At 42.6% G+C, this 18,372-nt stretch carries 18 protein-coding genes; 4 read left to right on the top strand and 14 right to left on the bottom strand.

Annotated features, from left to right (window positions below; genetic code table 11):
* Positions 1 to 109: 109 nt before the first annotated feature.
* The 4 genes from rpoD to rpsU all read right to left on the bottom strand — a co-directional run bounded on the left by rpoD (position 110) and on the right by rpsU (position 4,683).
* Entirely contained in the window at positions 110 to 1,918 is a 1,809-nt protein-coding gene (rpoD, locus tag AC04MM_RS10985) for an RNA polymerase sigma factor RpoD (RefSeq protein ID WP_475380404.1), read from the bottom strand.
* A 94-nt stretch (positions 1,919 to 2,012) separates the two neighbouring features.
* On the bottom strand, positions 2,013 to 3,947 hold the full coding sequence (dnaG, locus tag AC04MM_RS10980) for a DNA primase (protein ID WP_475380403.1): 1,935 nt from the start codon (positions 3,945 to 3,947) through the stop codon (positions 2,013 to 2,015).
* A gap of 1 nt (position 3,948) precedes the next feature.
* A complete protein-coding gene (locus tag AC04MM_RS10975) occupies positions 3,949 to 4,395 on the bottom strand; it encodes a GatB/YqeY domain-containing protein (RefSeq protein WP_475380402.1) in 447 nt (148 codons plus the stop codon).
* A gap of 81 nt (positions 4,396 to 4,476) precedes the next feature.
* Positions 4,477 to 4,683: a 30S ribosomal protein S21 gene (gene rpsU / locus AC04MM_RS10970; protein ID WP_475380401.1), complete on the bottom strand. Its 207-nt coding sequence runs from the start codon at positions 4,681 to 4,683 to the stop codon at positions 4,477 to 4,479.
* 145 nt (positions 4,684 to 4,828) lie between these two features.
* Between rpsU and tadA the strand changes: the two genes are divergently transcribed.
* A complete protein-coding gene (tadA, locus tag AC04MM_RS10965; protein WP_475380400.1) occupies positions 4,829 to 5,317 on the top strand; it encodes a tRNA adenosine(34) deaminase TadA in 489 nt (162 codons plus the stop codon).
* Positions 5,318 to 5,323: 6 nt separating this feature from the next.
* On the opposite strand, the gene AC04MM_RS10960 is transcribed toward tadA, so the two are convergent.
* The 7 genes from AC04MM_RS10960 to AC04MM_RS10930 form a co-directional block, all read right to left on the bottom strand.
* Positions 5,324 to 6,127, bottom strand: coding sequence for a M48 family metallopeptidase (locus AC04MM_RS10960; RefSeq protein ID WP_475380399.1), 804 nt, complete (start codon positions 6,125 to 6,127; stop codon positions 5,324 to 5,326).
* Between the two features lie 76 nt (positions 6,128 to 6,203).
* Positions 6,204 to 6,911, bottom strand: a complete 708-nt coding sequence (locus AC04MM_RS10955; protein ID WP_475380398.1) for a response regulator transcription factor — start codon at positions 6,909 to 6,911, stop codon at positions 6,204 to 6,206.
* Positions 6,912 to 6,915: 4 nt separating this feature from the next.
* Positions 6,916 to 7,299: a translation initiation factor gene (locus AC04MM_RS10950; protein WP_475380397.1), complete on the bottom strand. Its 384-nt coding sequence runs from the start codon at positions 7,297 to 7,299 to the stop codon at positions 6,916 to 6,918.
* A 113-nt stretch (positions 7,300 to 7,412) separates the two neighbouring features.
* On the bottom strand, positions 7,413 to 8,939 hold the full coding sequence (locus AC04MM_RS10945) for a SpoVR family protein (RefSeq protein WP_475380396.1): 1,527 nt from the start codon (positions 8,937 to 8,939) through the stop codon (positions 7,413 to 7,415).
* Between the two features lie 20 nt (positions 8,940 to 8,959).
* On the bottom strand, positions 8,960 to 10,069 hold the full coding sequence (locus AC04MM_RS10940) for a DUF444 family protein (protein ID WP_475380395.1): 1,110 nt from the start codon (positions 10,067 to 10,069) through the stop codon (positions 8,960 to 8,962).
* A 29-nt stretch (positions 10,070 to 10,098) separates the two neighbouring features.
* Entirely contained in the window at positions 10,099 to 12,177 is a 2,079-nt protein-coding gene (locus tag AC04MM_RS10935) for a PrkA family serine protein kinase (RefSeq protein ID WP_475380394.1), read from the bottom strand.
* Positions 12,178 to 12,272: 95 nt separating this feature from the next.
* Positions 12,273 to 12,926 (bottom strand): hypothetical protein, encoded by a 654-nt coding sequence (locus AC04MM_RS10930; RefSeq protein WP_475380393.1) that lies wholly within the window; start codon positions 12,924 to 12,926, stop codon positions 12,273 to 12,275.
* 16 nt (positions 12,927 to 12,942) lie between these two features.
* Here AC04MM_RS10930 and AC04MM_RS10925 point away from each other — a divergent pair, with 16 nt between their 5' ends.
* Positions 12,943 to 13,515 carry a hypothetical protein gene (locus AC04MM_RS10925; protein WP_475380392.1) on the top strand — a complete coding sequence of 191 codons (573 nt, stop codon included), beginning with the start codon at positions 12,943 to 12,945 and terminating at the stop codon, positions 13,513 to 13,515.
* Here AC04MM_RS10925 and AC04MM_RS10920 read toward each other — a convergent pair.
* A complete protein-coding gene (locus AC04MM_RS10920) occupies positions 13,448 to 15,283 on the bottom strand; it encodes a tetratricopeptide repeat protein (protein WP_475380391.1) in 1,836 nt (611 codons plus the stop codon). The genes AC04MM_RS10925 and AC04MM_RS10920 overlap by 68 nt on opposite strands.
* 425 nt (positions 15,284 to 15,708) lie before the next feature.
* On the opposite strand from AC04MM_RS10920, the gene AC04MM_RS10915 reads away from it, so the two are divergent.
* Positions 15,709 to 16,263 (top strand): polyhydroxyalkanoate synthesis regulator DNA-binding domain-containing protein, encoded by a 555-nt coding sequence (locus AC04MM_RS10915; protein ID WP_475380430.1) that lies wholly within the window; start codon positions 15,709 to 15,711, stop codon positions 16,261 to 16,263.
* 258 nt (positions 16,264 to 16,521) lie between these two features.
* Here the strand turns inward: AC04MM_RS10915 and lpoB are convergent, their stop codons facing one another.
* A complete protein-coding gene (gene lpoB, locus AC04MM_RS10910) occupies positions 16,522 to 17,112 on the bottom strand; it encodes a penicillin-binding protein activator LpoB (protein WP_475380390.1) in 591 nt (196 codons plus the stop codon).
* A 141-nt stretch (positions 17,113 to 17,253) separates the two neighbouring features.
* Between lpoB and AC04MM_RS10905 the strand changes: the two genes are divergently transcribed.
* Positions 17,254 to 17,670 carry a JAB domain-containing protein gene (locus tag AC04MM_RS10905; protein ID WP_475380389.1) on the top strand — a complete coding sequence of 139 codons (417 nt, stop codon included), beginning with the start codon at positions 17,254 to 17,256 and terminating at the stop codon, positions 17,668 to 17,670.
* Positions 17,671 to 17,747: 77 nt separating this feature from the next.
* On the opposite strand, the gene AC04MM_RS10900 is transcribed toward AC04MM_RS10905, so the two are convergent.
* Positions 17,748 to 18,368 (bottom strand): hypothetical protein, encoded by a 621-nt coding sequence (locus tag AC04MM_RS10900; protein WP_475380388.1) that lies wholly within the window; start codon positions 18,366 to 18,368, stop codon positions 17,748 to 17,750.
* Positions 18,369 to 18,372: the final 4 nt, after the last annotated feature.

Here is an 18,372-nt window from a genome sequence, read left to right as displayed (position 1 = left end):
TGGGAACAACGATTCTTAGTTTACCGAGCAGATAAAAAAAGGGAGATCAAACGATCTCCCTTTTGCAATTTTGATTAGGATCTATCTGGCTATCACAGCTGGCGATAGCTTAGCTGTCGACAAACGTTTTAAGTTTGTTGCTGCGAGATGGGTGACGTAATTTACGTAACGCCTTGGCTTCGATCTGACGGATACGCTCACGGGTCACGTTAAAGTCCTGACCTACTTCTTCTAAAGTATGATCTGACTCTTCACCGATACCAAAACGCATACGTAAAACTTTTTCTTCACGCGGAGTTAACGTCGATAACACACGACGAGTTTGCTCAGCTAAATTTAAGTTCACAATGGCTTCAGCAGGATTGATCACTTTTTTATCTTCGATAAAATCACCTAAGTGAGAATCTTCTTCCTCACCCACCGGCGTTTCTAACGAGATTGGCTCTTTCGCGATCTTTAAGACTTTGCGAACTTTATCAACCGGCATATCCATACGGTCTGCGATCTCTTCCGGAGTTGCCTCGCGGCCTAATTCCTGAATCAATAAACGCTGTGTTCTGACAAGCTTATTGATGGTCTCAATCATGTGAACCGGGATACGGATAGTACGGGCCTGATCCGCGATGGCACGCGTGATCGCCTGACGGATCCACCAAGTCGCGTAAGTCGAAAACTTGTAACCACGGCGGTATTCGAACTTATCAACGGCTTTCATCAAACCGATGTTACCTTCTTGGATTAAATCTAAGAACTGAAGACCACGGTTGGTGTATTTTTTCGCGATCGAAACAACTAAACGTAAGTTCGCTTCAACTAATTCAGATTTCGCTAAATCCGCTTCGCGCTCACCTTTCCAGATAGCTGTGTAAGTTTCTTGAATCCAGCGGAAATTCATTTCTGTATCGTCGTGTAAACGTTTAAGACGAACTTCAGCTTCTTGCGCCTGCAAGGCATAAGTACGGAAACGGCCGTAGCTTAAGCCCGTGTCGCGAGTCATTTTTGTTAATTCTTTTTCATTTGTTTCAATTAATTTTAAACGCTCAACTAAACCGGCCACGTCTTTAGAGAATGTTTTCTCAACACCGTCTTTGATACGTTTACGTAACGTACCCATACGGTTAACTAAGTTTTTAAACTTAATAACAACGCGGTTGATTGTTTTACGGTTGAAGTTGATTGATTCAAAATTCGCCATCAACGCTTCGTTGATTACGCGGGTTTCATCAGTCAGTTTCGCTTTAAGATCAGGCTTGATGTTTTCATCGCGTAAAGCGGTGAAAGCTTTTTCCGTGTCTTTTTGGTATTTCGTAACAATACCGATCAATTGGTGAATCTTTTCGATGTACTCTTTTTCGTCGTATTGGGTGTCTTCATCTTCTAAACCACGGAAGATCGATTTAACTTTGATACGGCCCTGATCAAGGCGTTTACCTAAGTTGATGATTTCCCATGTGCCCAATGGCGACATTAACATCGCACGAACGATTTCGCGCTCACCTTTTTCAATACGGCGGGCGATCTCAACTTCACCTTCACGGGTCAGTAACGAAACTGAACCCATTTTGCGTAGGTATAAACGAACCGGGTCAGAACCCTTTACGTCTTCAGCTTCTTTTAATTCTTCTTCGTCTTCTTCTTCCTCATCAACTTGTGACAGGAATTCATCTTTATCATCTTCGCGAGCCGCTTCAGTGTGCTCTGTGATAACCACGCCGTTAGCTTCAAGGGTTTGCATTAAACCATCAAGAACGCTAGCCGCGATAATTTCTTGCGGAAGAGATTCATTGATCTCTTCGATTGTTAAGCGGCCTTTATCTTTAGCCAGCTTTAACAATTTTTGAATTTCTTCTTTTGCCAAAACTTCTTGTTCGGCAGCAGTTAAAATTCTAAGTTCATTTTTGTCTTGGTTATTCGTCATCTGTCCTCAGCTACTTGTCGCTTATTGCTAAGCCACATTTTTAAAAATAAAAAACAAAAACTTTTTTGATCTGCGTTCCGCAGACCGCGTGAGTTTACTTTTTAGATTCGCTTTTCGTCGAGCGACGCTCGCCATTGCGAATCTCAAGACGGCTTTTCTGCAACTCAGAATACTGTCTGAGTTTTTCGGCGTCCGTTGTGTTTGCTTTGAGATCCAACGCCAGTTTTTTTGCCTGATCTTTTATAAACTCTTGCTGAATTCTAGAAATCAAATCTACGATAAGTTTTTTTTCTTTTTCCTCGTCGAATTCACCAATTTGGGCGATATCGAGTTTAGAGTTTTGAAAAAGCAACTCAGGTTTATCAATTTTATCAATCAGCTGACTGACTAACCTATCAAATTTTGTCTCGTCTTGTCTATAAACTTGCTCGGCATTTTCAAGGATTTGTTTTACACCTAAGTGTTTGATTTGGCTTAATAATTGCGTGAATGAAAGCGGCTCTTGCAGGTCGCTCATCAGAGCGAAATTGGCACGACTCTTGAGGGTATTTTGCAACAACATCAGCTCAACTTTAGAGGCATCTGAAATTTTAATTTGCGTATTTTCTTCGGTTTTTGCTGTTTCTACGCCTGCCGAAAGCGCAGGCGCCACCGCTTCTGTCACGACATTTCTTTGATTATTTTGGTTATAACCCGCACTGTAACCCTGGCTGCGCCCCGCGGCATTACCCTGAAAAGAATTCCTAAGCCAGTCTTTATTGACTCCCATAATCTGGCAAAGATCATCCGCATACAGGCTTTTAAGGCGCTGATCGGCCATAGCATCAAACACCGGTTTAATTTTATCAACCAGTTTTACTTTGTCAGAGGCCTCGCCCCGGTATTCGTTCATCCATGATTTCAGAATGACTTTAAACAGGTCAGGCGCTTTTTCGACTTCTTTTTTTAATGCTTCTAAGCCGAACTTAATAACAAATTCGTCGGGGTCTTTGGCTTCGGTCAATATAATCCCGCGTGGGAACAGACCCTGCGAAAGTAAAATCGGAAGACTGCGTTCTGCGGCCATCTTACCTGCCTCGTCACCGTCAAAAAGAACAACCACGTTGTTCGTTAACCGTTTGATGAGTTTGGCGTGCTCCGGGGTTAATGCGGTTCCCATGGTGGCTACGATATTTTTTAAGCCCGCCTGATAAAGCGAAACTAAATCCATATATCCTTCAACCACGATCACCAGATCTTCAGAGCGGATATGTTTTGCCGTCTGGGCAAGACCGTAAAGCACGCTGCCTTTGTGAAACACCGGCGTCTCAGGAGAGTTTAGATATTTGGGCTCACCCTGCTCGATGATACGGCCGCCAAAGGCCAGCACTTCGCCGGTCGGCGAATGAATCGGAAACATTAAGCGATCACGGAACAGATCAAAATAACCTGATCCCTCTTTGCGTTTTTTCAGTAACTGCGCTTCTTCAGCAACAGTGTTCGGAATTGAACTGCGCGTGAGCTGATGGCTTAAGGCTTCCCATTCATTCGGGGCATATCCGATCTGAAACTCTTCTAAAGTTTCGGGATTTAATTTTCTTTTTAAAACGTACTGGCGCACCGGCGAATCCGTGGCCTGACGCTTTAGCGATTCGCGAAAAAAATCGGCGGCGATTTTATTCGCATGCAGTAGCGTTTTTTTGTGGTCTTTGTTTTCAAGCGGCTGATCCGGGCGGTTGTTTTCATAACAGTCATCAGTGATCACAATCCCGTTGCGTTCGGCCAAGTACTCAATCGCTTCACGGAAATTCATGCCGTTAAAATCGCGTAAGAACGAAACCACGTTGCCGGATTTTTTACAGCCGAAACAGTGGTAGACACCTTTAAATTCACTCACCGAAAAAGAGGCCGTCTTCTCCTGGTGATCAGGAAAAGGACAACGCCCCATATGGCCGCGGCCACTTGGCTTTAGCGTAGTGTATTGTGAAATAATCTCGACAAGGTTTGATGCCTGCGTAACCTTGTCGATGAAGTCTTGCTTAAATCCCAAATTAGTTCAGTTTTGACTTAATCACTTCGCTGATTGTTTTACCGTCAGCGGTTCCGGCAGTTTTAGCCTGAACAGCCTTCATGACAGTGCCCATATCTTTGATTGATGATGCGCCTGTTTCTTTAATAACGTCAGCCACAACTTGTTCAATTTGCTCACGAGTCATTTGCGCCGGAAGATAAACTTCCATAACTTTTAACTCAGCAGTTTCTGCATCAACCAGGTCAGTACGGCCTGCCGTTGCAAATTGGTCGATAGATTCTTTACGTTGTTTAACTAATTTTTTCACAACAGCCATCACATCATCCGCAGTTAACGGATTCGGGCGAGAGTCGATTTCTTTTTGCTTAATAGCCGCGTGTAAAAAACGAAGAGTGTTTAATTTTACTGAATCTTTGGCGATCATTGCCGCTTTGATATCAGCCATGATCTGATCTTTTAGTTCCATAGGTACTCCCCAAATAAAAAAGCTGCCAGAGGCAGCTCTTTAGAAAAATGGTCTGTCGAAGACAGATCAAATTAGCTCGAACTAGTCTCTGTCGCGGAATCCACCACGCGTTTTTTTGTTAGCGCGTTTGCGGGCAGCGATAGATTTTTTCTTAGCAGAAACGCTCGGTTTTTCGAAATGCTCGCGTTTTTTTACTTCAGAAAGGATACCTGCTTTTTCGCAAGATTTTTTAAATTTTCTGAACGCTGATTCGAAAGATTCACCGTCTCTAATTTTAACTAATGCCATGAGATATTCACCCGCCTTCCGGTATAGATTTTTTGGACTTTTCCAAAATGAATAGAAAGTATTAACAACCAGCGCCTGTATTTACACTTATTGACTGCCTGCGGCAAGACCATTTAGTTAAAAAATCCAGGGATTTATACTAAGAATGACCTCAGAGATGGATCACTTTAGCGCCCAAGACCGTAAATTCATGCACTTAGCCTTTAAATTGGCTAAAAGCGCCCAAAATAAAGGCGAAGTTCCTATTGGCGCCGTGGTCGTCGATGGCAATGGTCGGGTTATCGGTAAATCCGGCAACAAACGCGAACAACTAAATACTGTTTTAGGCCACGCTGAACTGGTCGCACTTCATCGCGCCTGCAAAGCCAAAAACTCATGGCGCTTAATCGACTGTACTCTCTACGTAACGCTTGAACCGTGCTACATGTGTGCCGGCGCTCTCGTGCAAGCCAGAATCAAGCGTGTGGTCTTTGCCACTCACGATCCCAAAGCCGGAGCCATGGGTTCACTCGAAGATTTATCAAAACATGCAAAACTGAATCACCGATTTCAATGTGATCACGGTCTAATGCAACTTGAGTGCAGCGATTTGCTAAAAAACTTCTTTAAACAAAAACGCGCAGAAAAAAAATAATCCGACCTACTTGATCGTAGCTCCAAGACCAAACTTCTGTGGCGCCGCCTGATATCTAGCCTGAGCCTCCGGCAACCAAGACATTAAATTACCACGACGGCGCTCATCCGAAGGATGTGTCGATAAAAGCTCTGGTGGCTTCCCACCGCCGGCTGCCCCCATACGCTCCCAAAGTTTGATTGATTCGCTCGGATCATAACCGGCATCGGCCATATAGATCTGACCTTCTTTATCCGCTGCAGATTCATCTTCACGCGAATATTTCATATTAAAAAATGTGACGGCAAAACCACCAGCGATCCCTCCCAGCTGAGTCCATTTTCTGCAGGATTCGGTTTCGCATAACAGCTGGCCACCAACTGTTGTAGCGATGGCAATACCTACGCCCCATAAATTGCTCTGTTTCGCGCGCGCATAGTTCGCCATCCCGTGCTTAAGCGTTGCGTGCGCTACTTCGTGCCCCATAACCGCAGCCAATGCCGCTTCGGTTTTTACCACCGGTAAAATCCCGGTATAAACAGCCATTTTACCGCCCGGCATACACCAGGCGTTCACCTCAGGTCCGTCGATTAAAATAACTTCCCAGTTGTACGGTTTACCCGATGCTAAAGCGATACGCTTGGCCACGCGATTTACCATTGCGGTCCATTCTTGATTGTTTGAGATTTTCGATTTGGCTTTAACTTCGGCGTAAGCCTTGGCCGCTTCAGCATTGATTTCTGCTTCGCTGATACCGGCAGATTCAGGAGAGGTTTTACAGCTTGCGATCAAAAAAGAGAATACGACTAATAGTAGCTTTGTAGTTTTCATGGCTACAATACTAACTAAAAATTTATACGGAGATCAATCCCTGATCGGCCTGTAGCATTTAGCCCCGTCGTCGATACTATGGTTTGCAATCTAAACGGTAACCAAAGCTTGGGACTGCCGTAATAATGCCCTGAAACCCGTCTATTTTCTTTTTTAGATAGTTAATTTGCGAGTCGACATTTCGCGGTGTCACTTCGAAATGACCCCACACTTCTTCCATAAAAGTGCTGCGCGAAACCAGATGGTTCTGATTTTCGATTAATAATTTTAAAATTTCGAACTGCTTCGGCGTTAAGGTGATTTCGCGGTCATTTACATACACCAGGCGTGAATTCAGGTTCATTTTTAAATTGCCGACAGCTAAGGTCGACGTATTCATGTTGGCAATCACCGCTCCACTATCAACTGGCGGTTTTACCGTGTAACCCTGAACTCGTTTTTTCAGACGCAAAATTAATTCTTTAGGGTGAAAAGGCTTGGCAATAAAATCATCGCCACCCAGCTCAAGCGTTTCGACGCGCTCATCTTCAGTTGCCACGCCCGACATAAAAATAACCGGGATATCTTTGGTGGCCGGGTGATCTTTTAGAGTCTTACATAGCTCAGCCCCGTTTACACGTGGCATTTGGTAATCCATTAAAATGATGTTCGGTTTGAAATCTAAAATTAAATCCATCGCTAAATGCGGTTCAGACGTAGCTTTACATTCAAAATAAGGACTTAAGATTTCAGAAATAACCGTGCAGCTATCAACCAAATCGTCGATGATCACTACTTTATTCATTTTATCAGACCCCTTTGTACTTCATGGTTTTGACATCCAGTATCTTTTTAATCGCTTCCCGCTTGTCACCTTGAATCTCAATGCAGCCCCTATCTTCTTCGATGAAATAACTTCCACCGACCCCGCATTTCGCTTTCAATTCTTTTGTAAGTTCTTTGAGGAAGGGATCGTAAGCCGGTAATTGATCTAAGATAGTCACCGTCTTGCCGCCGCGACCATTTTTCTCGATTCGAAAAACGATCACAAACTTTTTATCAGCGATTTTGGCTTTTTGTTGGTCCTCGAAAGCTTTTTTCTCGAGCTCACCTGACATTTTCGCCTGATCCTTGGGATCATCACTGTAGACTAAGATGCGGTTTTTATTTTCCAGCCAACGTTCCTTCTTCACAACGGGAATACCTTCCCCTTGACTATTTATCTTACACTATTTTGTAAAATAGCTATGCGAAAAAATGAAAATTCGTTAATCCGGATCTTGTTGAAACGAAATGTTAAGTTTTCTTAACCTTCTGAATCTTTTCGAGACGGCTCAGATTGAGAACCCACATCTTTTGCTAAGCTGTGTTTTGTATATTCCTTGCCGTCAAATCTGAAAAGCTGCGGCTCGTTATCCATAACTGTAATTATATTTACCGGCCGTTGCCACAGTTTATTTAAGTTTTTCATCGTTGCGTCCATATAATTAGGCTGGAGATCCAAACCTTCATGCACATGTCTTAACAAAAGTTCGCCGCGATTTTCGAAGTTCGCATTTTCGATTTTGATGATCGGCTGGCCGAAATTGGCCAGCTGGAACAGGAGCTGGGCCTTGATAGCTTTAAAGTCACGGGTATCGACCTCAAATTTGCCGGTCTCTTTATTCATTTTGTAGACGAACATTTTGTTTCGGACGCAGAAATCCTCTGTTAAAAACTCGTCAATAAATGTCACGTCATTATAAAGCTTACGGACCTCAAAGATCTTCTCGCGCCCTAAATTTAGCTTACGGTCCCAATTTTTCCGCTCTTTAACATCGTCACACTCGTCCCACTCGCGGCCAAATTTTCCTTTATTCCATCTTTCTTCGATATCACGCATAAGCTCGATACCCACTTTGTAGGGGTTATACCCCCCCATTTTCATAAACATGGTGCCGGCGTGGTGGTCGGCAAAGTCGATAATTTCTGAATCATTTAAGATATATTTGGTCATGATGTGCGAATGCCAGTATGACGCCCAGCCTTCGTTCATCGTTTTGGTCATCCCCTGCGGAGCAAAGTAATAGGCCTCATCTTTGATGATTGATAAGATATCCTGTTGCCATTCTTCCAGCGGCGCATAGTGGATCAAAAAGGTCAGAATATCACGCACCGGATCTGCCGGAAACTGCGCCTTACCCTGCAGCTTCTGCATTTGGTCTTTCTTGAACTCCTCAACCACATCCGGCGGGTTGATATAATTCTTCATATAGGATTTTTCGACCTGGAACACGAAATCGGATTCGCGCACCTGCGGCTTTTTCTCGCTAAACTGAGTCGGCCCGTTTAAAATCGAATAACGGTCGATTAAATTTTCCAAACTTAAACACGTGTCGATAAAACGTTCGACCTCTTCGTAGCCATAGCGGTCGATATAACGGCGGATACGGGTGGCGTGATTGGCCATCTGATCCATCATTTTGCGGTTGGTTTTAGAAAACCAGATATTATTCTTAAAAAAATCGCAGTGGCCGTAAACGTGCGCCATAACCAGCTTTTGATCCATCATCGAGTTGCCTTCCATCAGGTAGGCATAACAAGGATCCGTATTGATCACCATTTCATAAATTTTAGATAAACCGTATTCGTAAGATTTAGAAAGTTGTTCGTACTCCATCCCGAATTTCCAGTGTGGATATCTCACGGGAAAACCGCCGTACGAAGCAAACTGACTGATCTGATCGTAGCTGATCAGTTCAAAAATAGTTTCAAAACAGTCAAGGCCGACAGATTGAGCTACTTGGCAGATCTTTTTTCTTTCTGTTTCAAGTTCTAGAGTTAAATTTGCCATCTGGCCCCCACCGACAAAGCTTATTTGCCCTTACCTAAGAAGTCTTTGATTGAATCTAAAATTTTATCGCGCGATTCGATTTGGCTTAATGTCACCTGCTCGTCTTCACCGAATTCTTTTTGCAGGTCTTTTAAAAATTGACCTGAACCATATTTACTTTCGACCTGACCGTACGAAAATACATTCACCCGCGGTAAAAAATATTCTTTGATCAGCTGAATGCACAGTCTTGTGTCTTCACCTGACCAATTATCGCCGTCAGAAAAATGAAACGGATAAATATTCCACTCATCGGCCGGATACTCGGCATCAATAATTTGCTGGCACATTTTGTAGGCCGAGCTGATTAAGGTTCCGCCCGATTCAGACGTTTTAAAGAAGGTGTTTTCATCAACTTCTTTGGCTGCGGCATCGTGGATAATAAATCTGGTATCCAAGCCTTTGTAATGTTTTTTTAACCAGGTGTTGATCCAAAAAGATTCTAAGCGCACGATCTCTTTTTGCTCTTCACCCATTGAACCCGACACGTCCATCATGTATATAACGACCGCTTTGGTGTGCGGCTTCTGCGTTTTTTTGATGGTACGGTACTGGTAATCTGAACGGATCGGCACAATCACCGGATCATTCGGATTATAGGTGCCCGAAGAAATATAGCGGGCTAAAGCCTTTTTATAAGTTTGTTTAAATTTACGTAAGCCCTCAGGCCCAACCGGCGCAATCCCCGAATACCGCGTTTTCTCGGTCACTAAATTTGCCGTACCTTTTGGCAAAATACGCGGCAACTGAAGTTTTTCACCCAAAATATCGGCTAATTCTTCCAAAGAGATCTCAACTTCAAGCATGTGTTCGCCGGGATTTTCGCCAGCTTCACCTTTGCCAGAGCCCTGTTGCCCCTGACCCTGCGCCTGTTGCGGATCACCGTCGCCATCACCCTGGCCGACCCCCTGCTGATCCTGCTTGGGACCGTAACGAAACGTCGGAATATCAATCCGCGGAAGCGGGATTTTTACAAATTCCTCTTCGCGCTTACCGATCAGCTCGCCATTCGTGACGTATTTTTTAAAGTCATCACGAACTTTGCCTTTGATAATACTCTTAAATCGGTTTTGGTCCTCGCGAATCGGCATAGTTCAGCTCCGCTCCCAGCGCGTCCGCGCTACTTATTCTTCACATCTCCGCGGGCGAAGATGCTGGCTACGTAATGTAACACGTCAGTCGCCGAAATTTCGTCATAACCGAAGTCTTTAATAAGACGTGATTTAACGATTTCGATTTTCTCCTGAGTGTCTTTGTCTGTGACTGAACTTACTAAAGACGTAAGCTTAATACTGTCTTTTTGGTCCTCAAAAAGCTTTAGTTCTAAAGCTTTGTGAAGACGTTCGTTCATTTTATAGTTAAATTTCTTACCATCTAACGACAATGCACCGATGTAATTCATGATCTCTCTGCGGAAGTCGTCTTTGCGTGATTCAGGAATTTCGATCTTCTCCTCGATCGCGCGCATTAAACGCTCATCTGGATCGTCATCCTGGCCGGTAAACTGGTTACGGACTTTTTCCTTCTGCGTGTACGCTTTAACATTATCGATATAGTTGGCGCATAAACGCTGTAAAGCCCCGTCATCGGCGCTGATCGCACGCTGAACTTCACCTTTAATGATTTCTTCGTACTCTTGTTTTACGACGCTTAATAATTCACGGTATTCTTGTTTGCGCTCTTCATCAGAAATTAACGAGTGGTTTTTTAAACCGCTCTCTAATTCATTCATCACCATAAATGGATTCACAGAACCTTTGTTCATCTGCTGGGCCATCACAAGCGCATTTGATAATTTATCCTGAATATAACGAGGAGAAATTCCGTCTAAACCTTCACGTAAAGTTTCTTTACGTAATTCTTTAACGTTATCTTCTGTGTAATTCGCTAATGTTTTACCGTTATATAGTTTTAGTTTTTGTAAACGAGTCAGATTTGCTTTTTTAGGCTTTTCTAAACGGGTCAGAATCGCCCACATCGCCGCCATTTCAATCGTGTGCGGGGCAATAGAGATACCGCGTAATTTTTGTGAATTGAAATCTTTTTTATAGATATTAACTTCTTGTTTTAACCTTGTGATGTACGGAATATCCACTTTTACTGTACGGTCACGTAAGGCTTCCATGAATTCATTATCCTGCAATCTTCTGTACTCTGGCTCATTAGTGTGGCCGATAATCACTTCATCAATATACGTCTGCGCGAATTTTTTAGGTTTGATTCTGTGCTCCTGTGAAGCCCCTAATAAATCGTATAAGAAAGCCACATCAAGTTTTAAGACCTCGACAAATTCGATCATTCCGCGGTTGGCGACATTAAATTCACCATCGAAATTAAACGCCCGCGGGTCTGAGTCAGATCCGTATTCTGCGATCTTACGGTAATTGATATCACCGGTTAATTCTGTTGAATCCTGATTTTTTTCATCTTTCGGCTGAAAAGTACCGATTCCGACACGGTCAGCTTCTGAGATAAACATACGTTTTACCCGCACGTGGTTTAAAACCTTAATCAGATCTCCCTGGTAGTAATCCATAAGACCTTTAAAAATAAAACGCGATGGCGGGCAAAGTTCGCCGGTGATTTTTACACGATAATCACCGTCTTGTGAGCGGTTGATTTCATCAGCCACTGTTTGGCGCATATCCTCCGGAATTAACCACAGCGGATCTTCATTCATCGGCGTGTGATATACTTTCACATCTTTACCCAGCAGATGTTGGATTTTTGAATCTTCAATCACCCATTCAAACGTAAACAGCGCCCCCTGGTCCGTGTGCGAATAATCTTCTAAACCTTTTTTTAAAATACGGCAGATCGAAGATTTTGCCGAACCCACCGGGCCGTGAAGTAAAATAACACGTTTTTCGGTACCGTATCCTAAAGACGCTGCTTTTAGGATATTGACGAATTTCATCAACTGAACATCTAAACCGAAAATAGCGTCTTTACCGTTATTGGGTTTATCATCAAAAAACTTATAGCGGATCACATGCTTTTTAAAATCCACGTACTCTTCGGTACCGGCCTCCATGATCATGTCATACATGCGCTGGTAGGCGTTTCTGGCCAACTTTGGATTTTTTTTCACCAGGTCTAAATACTCATGAAAAGTACCAGTCCAATGTGAGGCCGTTTTCTTGTTGCTGGCCTGTTGGTGCTTTTCAACCAATGAGCGAAGATTGATAGAAGACGACATAGTGATTCTCCTCCATAAGTGCCCCACTTTAAGACAAAAGTGGTAGGCTTCTTACTTAGATTATGCCTCTTGTTATTTCGGTTAGCGAAGTAAAATTATTTTATAGTGATTAGACGATATTCTTCTGGCTTATTCAGGACAAAGGTCTCGTTATAGGACTTATTATGTTTCCTAATCGCTTTATACAGCCAAACAAATTTTAAACTGGCATTTTCGATGGTGATTTTCTTTAATCCGCTGTCAGGCTTTTCACCCAATTGCTGAACGGTCACCGTAACCCCTTGGGTAGCTCCGCTTCCTAAACATGTGCTGGTTCTAGAAACCAGGTCATTACAGGCAAAACCAAACCCCCGTAAATCGCGGTCAAACACCACCGCCCAGATTAACCTCGGATCCAGCTCCTGACGAAACAACGGCTTCATGGTTCGGCCGGTAAACGGGCCTTCAACAAAAGCTTTCTGCGGGTGTAAGGCATACGCTACTTTTTGCTGGTTCATCACTAAACTACCAAGACGGTAACCTAAGACGGCGGTCACCTCCATGCGAATGGCATCATTACTTAAGAAGAACAAATCTATCGAAGCAGAATTTGAAGTTTTTTTGGTTTTGTCCTCAATTAACGCCTTACTTGCAACATATTGAATATCACCGGCCTGCGGTTTTTCCTGCGTACCCGCACAACCGACGGTAAAAAGCGCTGCAAGACCTACGAACAACAAAACATGGTTTGTGAATGAATATTTTTGCATATACACTTTAGTGTAAATGAGAGAATTAAAAATAAAACATTATTCTTTATTTGCCGCGAGCTTTCTTTTGTTCTGGTACGCTGATATCCCTGGCGGATCGCTGTTGTTGATTCTGGTCTGGCAACAGATGGCGATCTATTTATGGCAAACTGAATTTAGTAAAACTTCGCAAATTCACTGTCTCATTCACACGCTGACGCTATTTCCGCTGTTTTTCTTTCTCGGCGCCGTGGTGTCTTTCATGCATATCCACTTAAAAGACTTTAATCTGCCACTATTGGCAATCTCAGGCAGTTTAAGCTTTGTCATGACCTACGTGCTGCTGGTTTTCGGGATGTCTTTTTTCTGGGATTACAAAAAAGGGGCGGATCTAATGAGCGTTTATATGCAGAACGTTCAGCAGATCAAGGCCCGTAAGTTTTATTTTTTAAAATTAACAGTATCTTTTGTCATTGCAGCAACACTGCTGCAACTGTTCAGCGTAGATTACGCCATCGTTGCAGCTTTTGTATTATGCCATATTATGGGTAAAAAGTATCAGCAGCAGCTGGGCTACGCTGAGAACCCGCCGCCTGCTCAAGCGACGTGATTTTTCCGTCTAAAGCCTTCAGGCGCGCCAGATCCTTTTCTTCTTTGCGGGCTTTCAGGTAAGCATTACGTGCTTTATCATCTTTTTTAAGCTTAAGATAAACATCACCTAAATGTTCGGCGATTACCCCGACATCCGGTGAAAGTTCATGCGCTTTTTCTAAGTAAGGCAAAGCTTTGGTGTATTCACCTTTTTTGTAGTAAACCCAACCCAGCGTATCGATGATAAAGGCATCATCTTTTTGTAAAGCGTAGGCTTTTAAGGCTAACTGCTCGGCCTCATCTAAATCACCGCCCAGTTCTGTGATTGAATATGCGACATAGTTCATCGCCTGGTGATTTTTTTCGTCGTAGCTTACTGATTGGCGCATATGCTTTAACATCTGGTCTTTTTTCTCTAGGCGATCGTAAAGAGTACCTAAGAAATAATGTACCTGTGTATTCTTCGGAAACTGATCATCAGCTTTTTTCAGGGTAGCAATCGCCTCCTCGTATTTGGCATCGTCTTCCTGAAGCTGAGCCAGCATAAAATGCAGTTGTAAGTTTTCTTTTTTATTAGCTACTGCTTCTTTCATGGTTGTTAATGCCTTACCTAGTTGTTTGGCATGTTTTAACAAGAACGCAGCTCTGACACGCGCATCATCGTAATGATTGCTCGATGGCTGGATCATTAAGTAAGTTTCAATGGCTTTATCAGCCTGTTTTAATTCTTCATAAACAGCCGATAAGTAAAATTTCACTTTGTCTGACTCAGGAACAGAAACATTTAGCTCTTCTAACTTAGTCAGCGCTTTGGGATAATTCTTTTTATCGATCAGGATTAAAGCCATTTTAAGTTTAACCTGAATTGGATCTTCAGTATTGGCTTCCATAAATTCAAGCTGTTCGTAGGCTTTATCGTATTGGTCTTTTTCAATATAGTACTGCGATAATACTTCGGCCAAACGGACTACCGGACCGTATTTTTTCTGATAGTCGATATAAAATTTAAAGACAGCCTGCTTACCTTCGGTTTTTTCGACAATGCTAGAATAAACCTGGATGGCCTCTAGAAACTCAGGCTTTAACTCGAAAACTTTTACTAAGTCTTTTTTAGCTGCGCCAAAAAGAGCCTTATTGCCTGAATCTAAAATTGATCGTGCGCGGTAGTAAAACGGCAGATGTTTCGGCTCATAAGTGCCGATCGTAATCACTTTAGAAAAATAGTTATGAGCTTTGGTAAATTCATTTTTCTCTGAGTGCAGCGCGCCTAAATATAAAAACGCCTCGGAATCCTTTGGGTATTGCTTAATGATTTTATTGTACGCCACTTCAGCTTTGTCGAATTCTTTTTTGGCCATTAGCATCGAACCGTATAGCAACAGGTTGTCTTTTCTTTTCGGATCTTTTTCTAATGCCTTCTGGATCCAGTAAATGGCATCGGTCACTTGGCCTTTTTTGTAATATTCAACTGAAAGTTTTTGCAGCAGCACGACCGAATTCGGATCGATCTGAATCGCTGATTTTAAATTTTCGATCGATGACGCCTGTTCGCCATCTGCCGATTCCAAGTCAGCTTTTAAAAATAAATAATCGGCCTGTGCTTGTTTTTCGACTTTATTTTCATCAGCTTCTGACGCGGTTTGCGGAACACCTAACGATGCCGGTGCACGATTATGATCATTTAATGAAGAGTCAAAGTATGGGTACGGCGTCGACACACACGCTGTGATGAAAAGTAAACTGATTAAAAAAACCAACCGACCACCCGAAATTCTGAGAACTTTCATGTAGACTCCTATTACAGAACTATTCGGCAGAAATGGCTCTGGTGCTGGAGTCTAGAGCGTTTTATTATGTGACGATTTCGCAAAACTGGACCTCATTGGACGAGTCAACGCCTTTTAAGATGAATTTAAGAAAAAACTAGACTACTTTTTATTTGTTTATAAGTACTTGAAATCATTATGTTTTACTGTATCTCAAATAGGTGTTTTTTAAACTTAAAAATAAGGCAACTGGACTCATTTTGTCATTTAACCGAATCACTGAGATAAACTGTCGACCTACTTGACATAGGGTGGCGGCAGGGCTAACTTGCCAGCGAATAAATAGGCGAAAAGCTTCAGTTTTAGGCTTAATAAATCTTCATCTTGTTTAGACACTAAAAGACTAAAACGGAAGTAATAAGCCAGGGCAAATGGAGGCCGTTGTGATGAATCAAATGGATAATTTGAACACAAAACCAAGCACGAAGGTTAAAATTATCAAGCGTTACCAAAACCGTAAGCTTTATGACACAAAACAAAGCTGCTACGTGACACTTGATGATATCGCGAAGATGATTCGCTCTAACGAAGAAGTGATGGTTATCGACAATAAGTCGAAAAATGATATTACTGCAGCAACTTTAACTCAGATCATTTTTGAATCTGAGAAAAAAGCTTCTCAGTACGCTCCGCTTTTTACATTACGCGAAATCATTCAACACGGTAACGGAAGCATCTCTAGTTATTTAGCTAAATTGGGCGCTTTCCCAATCGACTACATGACTAAACAAGCTGCTGTAACTGTTAATGTTGAAAGAGCATCAACTGATGACATCAAAGCAAACCTTGAAAACCGCGTGGCTTCAGCAGCTCGTTTAAATACGGCTGACGCAACTTCTAAAGTTGTAGCTGAAAAAGCGACTGTTCTTCCGGGCGCTAACCAAGAAGAAGAAACACCAAATCTTCCTCTTCCAAGCAGCAACCAAAATTTTAATCAGTAATAACTAAGCCGGGCCAAAACCCGGCTTTTTATTTTTTCCGATTAGAATTTTTCCCAAGCTATGTTTATTCGAAGTTTTGCACTTCGTAAGCTTTTCTCGCGCTAAAATTTCAAAAAATATTAAGAAACTGTGAATAAATTTGGTCTGTGTGACCAGAATTGTGATTTTGCGTTCTAATCTCATCCTTTTGGCAGGACGCCAAAAGGCGTCCGTCCAGGATGGATAACCCGCGCTGCGGCTGAGTTACCGAAATACTAACTACAAACCAATAGTTTTCTTCTTAAACTTCTTACGAATTTCTTTGTGGTTAGACCAAACTTTAGTGTTTTTCTGCAAGTTCGTTAGGTTCAACGTTAACTTGTAATACACCGTTTTATCTTTATCCACCTGTTGTGTGATTGAAGCGATACGGCCATCGATGAAGTAATCTGCACCTGTTTGACCGCCCGGGCCTTTTTTAGTTTCGCTCGATACCATTCCCGAGTTTTGATAATTGTACTCTTCGGCTACGTCTTCACGCGCTTCTTTATTTACGAATACGATTTTACCCGTATTGCCTAATTCAACCGCCATCATGTCGATAATACTTTGCGTATCGATATGATCGCTGGTGTCGTTTTTAAGTTTAGTGAACATAACCACTGGCGGAGTTTTTGCGTTCGCGATAACCGGGTGTGCCAGCATTGACGCCACTAGTTCTTTCACCATCACTTGCATGTCGGTTTCAGACCATTGGTCGTTTAATAGATTTTCTTTTTGCGGGTCTTCATAAGTACCTTTAACAAAGGCCTTCGGGCCGCACGATAAAACTGATAACGAAACAAGAATGAGTAAAACTAACGTTTTCATGATGTACCTTTCGACAATGATGTCTTACGTAAATAATAGACGATCCGGCCTGAAACGAGAAGCGATCTTCCGGACGATAATCAAGTGCGACAAACAATAAGTTACCCCTACTTTAGGTCACGCTGTTGCTAAAAAACCATTATGACCAATCCCCCTAAAAGTCCGGATGCCTCCGCTAAACCCCTACAGATTATCGATAACGCCAAAACGGTCTTTCAACTTTTGGCAGCAAACTACAACCCATATGCCGAAGAGTTTTGGGGTGTGTACTTAACGCATCAGATGGAGCTGCTCAAAACGGTCATGGTCCACAAGGGAACTCTGAACTCCTGCAAGATTCACCCGCGCGATTTATTCCGCGAAGCGGTCCGCGCCAACTGCTTTGCCATCATTATCGCCCACAATCACACCAGCCAAAGTGTTGCCCCGTCGTTAGAGGATATCCGCATCACCAAAAAACTTTTAAAAGCTGCCAAGATCCTGGAAATTCCAATTCTCGATCACGTCATTTTCACCGGTGAAACCTACTACAGCTTCAACGAAAATAAGCTGTTTTGATCTGCCTCTGGCAGACCCTATTCTAAAGGGCCAACCTCGCGGTCGTCCTTAGTGTTAGAATCGTAGAATTGTATTTATTAATATTCCTGATCGGAGTTTTGATTAGCGTCGTAATCGTTCTTTGAATTTTGCGGTTTTCTGATCGGCGTAACGCTTGTCACTTCTAGATCGTCATTGACGGTGATTTCGTAACCGTTCTTGCGCGCGTTTTCTTTAAATTGGCGGATGTATTCTTGTTTGTCGATTTCGCCGGTATTTTTCTGATTCAACTGCTCAGAAAAACGCTGATCCAATGGCTTTTCCTGTTGTGGATCTTTCCAGATTTGCTGCTCGATCGGAACCTGTGATGGATCTGTTTCGACAACTTTAGGTGGCGTTGGATTAGTGGAATCCGCAATGGCTTTTTTAATATTAATTTCGGCTTTAAGTTTATCTGCGGCCAAGTTTTGCTGTGCCTGCTGTAGATATTTATTGGCCAAATCCTGCGGATCTACCGGCTCTTTCTCAGAACTTTGTTCGGCAACATGGCTAATAGCTCTTACTGACTTATCATTTTCTACTTTTGCCTGATAGAAAAAGTAGGCCATAACCACACAGCCAAAAACGATAACAATGTTAAGAAATTTATTAATACCTGCCACGAAATACTTATCGGCACAAACCAGACTGAACTTAAAATCGTTTAATTGAAACGACAAGCTG

This window comes from Bdellovibrio sp. SBM16 (assembly GCF_056175625.1).
This window is presented reverse-complemented; position numbering and strand designations above follow the sequence as displayed.